General features: G+C 39.0%; 5 protein-coding genes and 1 pseudogene. 4 read left to right on the top strand and 2 right to left on the bottom strand.

Going from position 1 to position 6,758, the window contains the following annotated elements; translation table 11 throughout:
* Nucleotides 1–284 (bottom strand): DUF4314 domain-containing protein (locus ACQY3M_RS03530; RefSeq protein ID WP_428066086.1); only part of this gene is annotated, 284 nt, incomplete at its 3' end.
* Nucleotides 269–607, bottom strand: coding sequence for a DUF2924 domain-containing protein (locus ACQY3M_RS03525; protein WP_428066085.1), 339 nt, complete (start codon nt 605–607; stop codon nt 269–271). The genes ACQY3M_RS03525 and ACQY3M_RS03530, both read right to left, overlap by 16 nt.
* Nucleotides 608–782: 175 nt before the next feature.
* Between ACQY3M_RS03525 and ACQY3M_RS03520 the strand changes: the two genes are divergently transcribed.
* The 4 genes and pseudogenes from ACQY3M_RS03520 (at nt 783) to ACQY3M_RS03505 (ending at nt 6,756) form a co-directional block, all read left to right on the top strand.
* On the top strand, nt 783–1,760 hold the full coding sequence (locus tag ACQY3M_RS03520; protein WP_428066084.1) for a hypothetical protein: 978 nt from the start codon (nt 783–785) through the stop codon (nt 1,758–1,760).
* Complete coding sequence (locus ACQY3M_RS03515) at nt 1,684–3,297, top strand: hypothetical protein (protein ID WP_428066083.1); 1,614 nt, start codon at nt 1,684–1,686, stop codon at nt 3,295–3,297. Before ACQY3M_RS03520 ends, ACQY3M_RS03515 begins: the two co-directional genes overlap by 77 nt.
* Nucleotides 3,297–4,226, top strand: coding sequence for a hypothetical protein (locus ACQY3M_RS03510; RefSeq protein WP_428066082.1), 930 nt, complete (start codon nt 3,297–3,299; stop codon nt 4,224–4,226). Before ACQY3M_RS03515 ends, ACQY3M_RS03510 begins: the two co-directional genes overlap by 1 nt.
* Nucleotide 4,227: 1 nt before the next feature.
* A pseudogene (locus tag ACQY3M_RS03505) lies at nt 4,228–6,756 on the top strand (Hsp70 family protein).
* Nucleotides 6,757–6,758: the final 2 nt, after the last annotated feature.

The raw sequence follows: 6,758 nt of genomic DNA, 5'->3' as shown, positions 1-6,758 counted from the left end.
TGGCGGTCTATCTCTTGTTTTCGGTTGCTTGCTTCCTTACCGTACATGAGCATTATCTTCCGGCATGTATCCTCCCCTAGTACCACTCCCAATTTACTTCCGTTATCCCAGTCCACCATTATGGTTCCAATATCGTCCACAAGTTGTACGGTCCCCTGTGTCCCTATGGGCGGTGCTTGCACATCGTCCATTTTTATCAACTCCACCCTAGTCCCTTTGGGATAATTAATCCGGAGCATACCTACTGTTGCCCGAAGTGCATCTTTTTCTATTTTGTTTGCCATTCCAATATCTCCTTGTGGAAAAATACATATCCCGATATCGGGTACTCCGTAATGGCCATGGCTAAACCGGAAAGGGATTTATAGCACTTCCCTTCCCAGTACAAGCCATCTTCTTTTACTTCAATCAGCAGGTCTCTTCCCTTAAACTTTTTAATAAAAGTGGTTCCAACTGCCGGAAGTCTAGGGTCCTTGGGTTTTTTAAGTATGGTAGGATTAGCAATTACGCTCTCCAGGGTAGCCTTAATGGGCGTTACTCTTGCGGCACAAGTAACCGACTTTGGGGTGGGTTTTTTGGTACAGTTTTTTACAGTCTTTTTCTTCATGATTTCTCTCCTTAAAATGGGCTCTATTTTTGCCCGTACTACATATACGCTCTTATAGAGGGTAGAAGTCAAGTTTTTTGTATGACAAAATATGCTAGTATAACCGTATATACCTAACTGATCTATGATTAGGTGGAAAAAGCCCAAGTTTTAAACAAATTTTAGAGTTAGTTACATGAAAAAAGAAGTGGAAATATTAAAAAACATCAAACAAGAAGTCTTGCACAATCCTTACCGTCTTTTAGGTGTTACTTGTGAAGCATCTGTTCGATATATTACGCGCCAAAGCTCTCGGTTAAAAAAATATCTATTAGCTGGAGAAACCCCCATTGATAATTCGTTTCAGGCCCTAGACGATTTACAGCGAAAATCTGATGATATAGAAAACGCGGTTCACTCCATTAGCACCGATGAATCTCGTCTAGCCCATGCTCTTTTTTGGTTTTGGAACCATAATGCGATCGCTGATGAGGCCGCATTAGAACTTCTCCGAGATAACAATCCTGAAGAAGCTCTCGAAGTATGGAATAAACTTGTAATAAACTCTTCAAATGGAGAATTCAAAGAAGTAACAAGCAAAAACATATCCGCTTTTCACAATTGGAGCGTACTAAAATTTATCTTTGCTATTATTAATCCCGAAACCTCTAATTCTCACATTATAGAAGCTATTAAAGCTCGTTTGATAATGTTGGATAGCCCTTGTTGGAACGAATTCGTTTCACATGTAACGGATAAAACCTACCAAATAGAACAGGAGCAGGTAGAATTACTTTTCCTTAACACTATCCTGGACCTTGAAGATATGTCCTCTATGAGCGATATCTTTAAGCAAGAATTTGTGGCTCGAACTCCATTTTTAGATAAATATTTCTATTCTGTACAAGACAGAATCCGCTCTATCGCTAAAAGCATTGAAGACACAAAAGCAAGCAAAATGTATGAAGTTCCGGAAGCCGCCGAAAAAGTCAGTTCTTCTGTGAAAAAAGAATTAAAGAAGACAAAGAAAATACTTTCTTCCGATCAATATAATCAACTATCAGATCAAGTAGCTAAAGATCTCTTGCAAGCGGCAATTGCATATTTTAATTATTATTGTAAAGAAGAAAACAACAAAAAAAGCTCCGAAGGACTTTCATTTACTCGCGCTTGATATTTTAGATTTAGCTAAAGACTTTTACTTCAGTAAATCTATCGGAGAGAGGATTGACACTAATTATAAAAGCATACAAGAATACGAATACAAAGAAGGCATGCTCGCGCTACATGCTCTTCGAGAAGCCTGGAAAATTTGTAGAGAAATCGAACAGAGAAACAAAATTCTTTCCGGCTTGCTTTTCGGTCAGAGAGTTGAGGTCAATAGCTGGAAACTAAGGCAAATGTTGGAGAAATTCGTATCAACGAGTGCATTAGATCAACTGGCGGCCAGTCGTAACAAGGAAGCTATCGATGAAGCAGATAAACTCTTTGAAAAACTTAGTCAGTATGTTGACACTTCGTATTGGCGCAGATATCTAGACAACGAAGACTGGAAACAGCACTGTTTAGCGTCTTATGAAGATCTGCCGGAAAATTCTATAGAACGTTTACTGGCTTTATTAGGATATATCAGCCAACATCTCGGACATGTTGATTTATTTCTTCCTCAACTTAAACAAGAAATGTCCGATAAAATGATTCGAACTATTTCAAAAGCCAAGGGCAGTAAACAGTTAGAAGTATGGGATGCTTTGCTTAAGGCTCTTCGGGATTTCGCCTCTGATTTTCTCAGAGGGCTTGAATCCAAATTAATGGAGAATTTGCCGGATAACTCTCCTCTTTTAGCGATCTTAAAAAAGAGAGAAAGAAATCGTATTATCCGTACTTGGATTATTTTGGGTATAATCGCCGTCCTTCTTGGGCTTGGTGCTTGTGGAATACATTCTCATATGGTCAACGTCGAAAGAGATAAGGCGGATTATGAAATTGTTAAGAAACAAAATACATTAGACGCTTACGAAAACTTCATAGGTGCGGCACGTACGCAACAGTACAGAGATGCCGCAAGGACGCAAATTGAGTTTATTAAAAGAGAAGAAGAAAAGAAGAAACGGGCCGCAGAAGAAAAAGAACTATGGGAAAGCTTAAAGCGAGAAAAACGCTATTCCGATTATTTGGATAAATATCCTAATGGGACATTTTCCACGGAAGCGAAAGAAGCTTTAGAAAATCAAAAATGGGGAACAGAAAAAGCCGCATGGGAAACTGCCCAAAAAGGAAATTCTTCAAAAGATTACCAAAAATATATGCAACTGTATCCGAAAGGGGCGCATGTAAAACAGGCTCTACAAAAGGAATTAGAAAATAAAATAGATAAATATTATTCTCGTTCAAAGGGAAGTCTCCCTTCTCCGACGTACACCTCGTACAAAGGCTTCGGATCATCGTTTGCTATTAGAAATGATACGTCTGGTGCATTAACTGTATATTTCAAAGGGCCTTCAACAAAACAAATGCAGATTAAAAAAGGTACCCGCTCTACGATAAATTTACCTAATGGCACATATCGGGTTGTTGCAGTTACAGAAGGCGGAGATTCTTATGCCAGTTCGATGACATTTAAGAACGGATATTATGAAGCGGATTATTATATTCATTCTTACTATACATACGGCGGAAATAGCTATAACTACGGCAGAAGGAGATATTAATGAAACGTATAGAACTAGTCTTGATTTTGCTTTTAGCTGTCCCTTGCTTGCATGCTAAGAAAATTGATCCGCGAGAAGAAATCACTTTATTGAAACAGCAAGTGAAACAGATGCAGGAACTGCTCGAATCGCAACAGAAGAAACAACAGAAAAACGAACAGGAAATCGAATCTGTTAAAAATAATGTTGAAAATTTACGAGCTGTTCTTACACGGCAGGGAATAGATGCTCAAAAAAACACCAAGAAACAGCAACAAGAAGTTGCAGAACTTTCTCAAAAAATGTCTGCAACGACGGTGGAAATAGAACAAAACCACACTGAGACAACAAAAAAGATAACCCAACAAGAAAACAAGGTGGAATCATTGAGGAATACTGGGAAAAAATATGCATTCTTTGTTTGGGCGTTACTATTGGGCTTGGTGGGAACTGTTATTCTCGCTCTTTTGAAAAATAAAAAGCTCAATGTTATCATACAACAACTAAAGATGCAAATACAGAAGAATAAAGACGATATAAATCTTTTCTTCCAGGAACAGATTAGCCTCTGTCACCAGCTCTTGGATAACAATGCTAAAACCCCTTCCAACACCCAACCTGATGATTTTTCCTTAGCACTAAAGGTGGCTGATGAAATCACATTGATGGAAAGAAATGTGTCGCATATGGACTCCAGCGTTAAAGGATTCAAACAATTAAAGCGGTCCATTGAAACATTAAAAGATAAACTAAACTCCCAAGGATATGAAATACCGGAATTGCTCGGGAAAAAATTTAATTCAGGCATGAAATTGACGGTAGTTTCCTCTTTTCCGACAGATACCCTTGCTCATGGAGAAGAGGTAATTTCTAAAATTATTAAACCCCAGGTCAATTACCAGGGGAAAATGATTCAATCTGCACAAGTAGAAGTAAGTATTGGAGAGTAAAATGAGAAACAAAATCGATTATGGTATAGATTTAGGTACAACCAACTCCGCTATTTCACGCATGGAAAACGGAACCCCTAAAATTTTTAAAGCTGATGACCAAAAGGATATTACTCCATCTTGCGTTTCCTTTAACCGTTTAGGAGCAGTTTTGGTCGGGCAAACTGCAGTCAATGCAGGGTATACAGAAGCGGCTCATGCCTTACGTGCATTTAAGAAAGAAGCTCCCAATACTTTTAGAGAATTTAAACGCACCATGGGGACCTCGGTTTCCTATAAGAGTTCTCATTTGGGAAAAGAGCTATCAAGCAAAGAACTTTCCGCGGAAGTCTTAAAGAAACTTAAAACATTAGTGCTTGACGAAGATGTGTCTTCTGTTGTTATTACGATCCCTGCTAAATTCTCAAACCAACAATGTGAAGATACAATGCAGGCGGCAAAATTAGCCGGATTTAAGCAAATACGCTTGTTACAAGAACCTGTCGCCGCCGCAACCGCATACGGACTAGAAGGAAATGCCCAGGAAGGATATTGGCTCGTTTTCGACTTCGGTGGTGGAACTTTTGATGCGGCCCTTATAAAAGCCGAAGATGGAATTCTTGTAGTTAAAGACACAGAAGGAGACAACTGGCTTGGTGGAAAGAATTTAGACGAAAAAATTATTGAAGACTTTTTGCTCCCGTATCTCAATGAACATTATAGCATCCAATTCGTTTTAAACGACCCTCAAAAAAGGGAATTATTATGCAAAGTTTTAAAGAGATACGCCGAAGAAACCAAAAATCAACTCTCTTTTAAGGATGAATATTCGTTGGTAACGGATTTGGGAGATTTACAGTTTGAGGATGAAAACGGAGAAGAGCCAATGATAGATTTGAAAATTACTGCGCCTTAGTTAGAAGATTCTCTCAAACCGCTTTTCCAAAAAGCAATAGACTTAACTTTAGGCCTGCTCAAACGTAACAACTTAGTAGGAAAAGATTTGAATAAGTTGATATTAGTGGGCGGTCCGACTTTCTCCCCAATTTTAAGAAAGATGTTACGAGAACAAGTAACCGACAATGTCGACACCTCTGTAGATCCCATGACAGTTGTGGCAAAAGGGGCAGCTATATTTGCTTCTGCTATAGATGTAGAGGAAAACTTAAAAGAGGAAACCCGCAGTCAAGATAAATTACAATTGGATGTCAAATATGAAGGCACTTCTGTAGAGGATACGGAACTCGTGACGTTAAAAATTATTCCAGGGAAAGCCAATAATCTATCAGATTTGACAGCCGAAATAACACGCGGAGATGGAGCATGGAGTAGCAATCGGTTCCCTTTATCTGAAAAAACGAAACTCCAAGAGGTAAGTTTAGAGCCCAAAAAAGCCAACGTGTTCAATATAACCGTATACGATGCAAACATGAACCGTATAGATTGTGAGCCGCACTCTTTCACAATTTTGCACGGCATGGCTGGGTTGGATTCCATGCAAGTACTCCCATATCATATCGGCATCATAAAATACTTCGCTGATGAAGATAAAGAAGGTTTTTTCCCAATTAGTGGATTAAGCAAAAATACGCCTTATCCAGCCACTGGGATGTCCTCTGATTTGAAGACGGGGAAAGCAATAAAAGCCGCTTCTGATGATTCTTTACTTATCCCCATCTACCAAGGGGACTATAACGCTATGGGAAGCGATGCTAGATTAAATAATCATATCTTTGACTTAAAGATAACAGGGACGGATTTGCCCGAAAATTTACCGGAAAACAGTCCAGTAGATTTAACTATTAAAGTTAATGAATCCAGTTTGATGAAGGTTATTATCGGTTTCCCAGGAATTAACTTTAGCATGGAAAAGGATATTCAGATCAGACCTTTAGAGCCTCTTTCTATTGAAGCTCTCAAACATGATTTGGATGAGGCTCGCGGTAAAGCCGAATCATTAGAGCTAACGGATCAAGTTTCCAAATTAGATCAACTTGGGCAGGAATTAAATAATAATGGCACAAGCGCAGATACTCGCTTGAGAATACAAAACGACTGGCGTAAAGAGTTACAGAATATACAGCAAAAACAGGCTGAATCCGAGTGGCCACAACTTGAAAAAAGTGCCAAAGAAGCCTTCTTCGATTTGGAAGAAATTATAGGTGTTATACAGAAACATCCGGCTGTCGCTGAAAAGAATAACCTAGCGACAGAGCGTCTAGTAATGATGAAAGACGAGCTTAAACAGAAACTAGAAAAAGCCTTGGAGAAAAAGGATCGGACTGCTGTTAAACGGGTAAAGGATGAAATCATTACAATGCAGGTAGGACTAGCCATGGCAGTAGCCGGAGGCGAGGCATTCACAGATATCATACAATCTTGGGATAGAGACTTTAATAAAATCCATTGGACGAACCCGACAAAAGCTCGAGAATTAATAAATAAAGGGCTATTGGCAATTTCTCAAGGGAATGCCGAATCTTTACGATCCTTATGCTTTGAAATCGGTAGTTTAATGCCGCAAAAGGAACGTCCCAATTTATTGAGATAATA

The sequence above is a fragment of the Candidatus Proelusimicrobium volucris genome (assembly GCF_959605025.1).
GTDB classification, from domain to species: domain Bacteria; phylum Elusimicrobiota; class Elusimicrobia; order Elusimicrobiales; family Elusimicrobiaceae; genus Proelusimicrobium; species Proelusimicrobium volucris.
The sequence above is the reverse complement of the archived record's forward strand: the minus strand, read 5'-3'. Positions and strand labels throughout refer to the sequence as shown.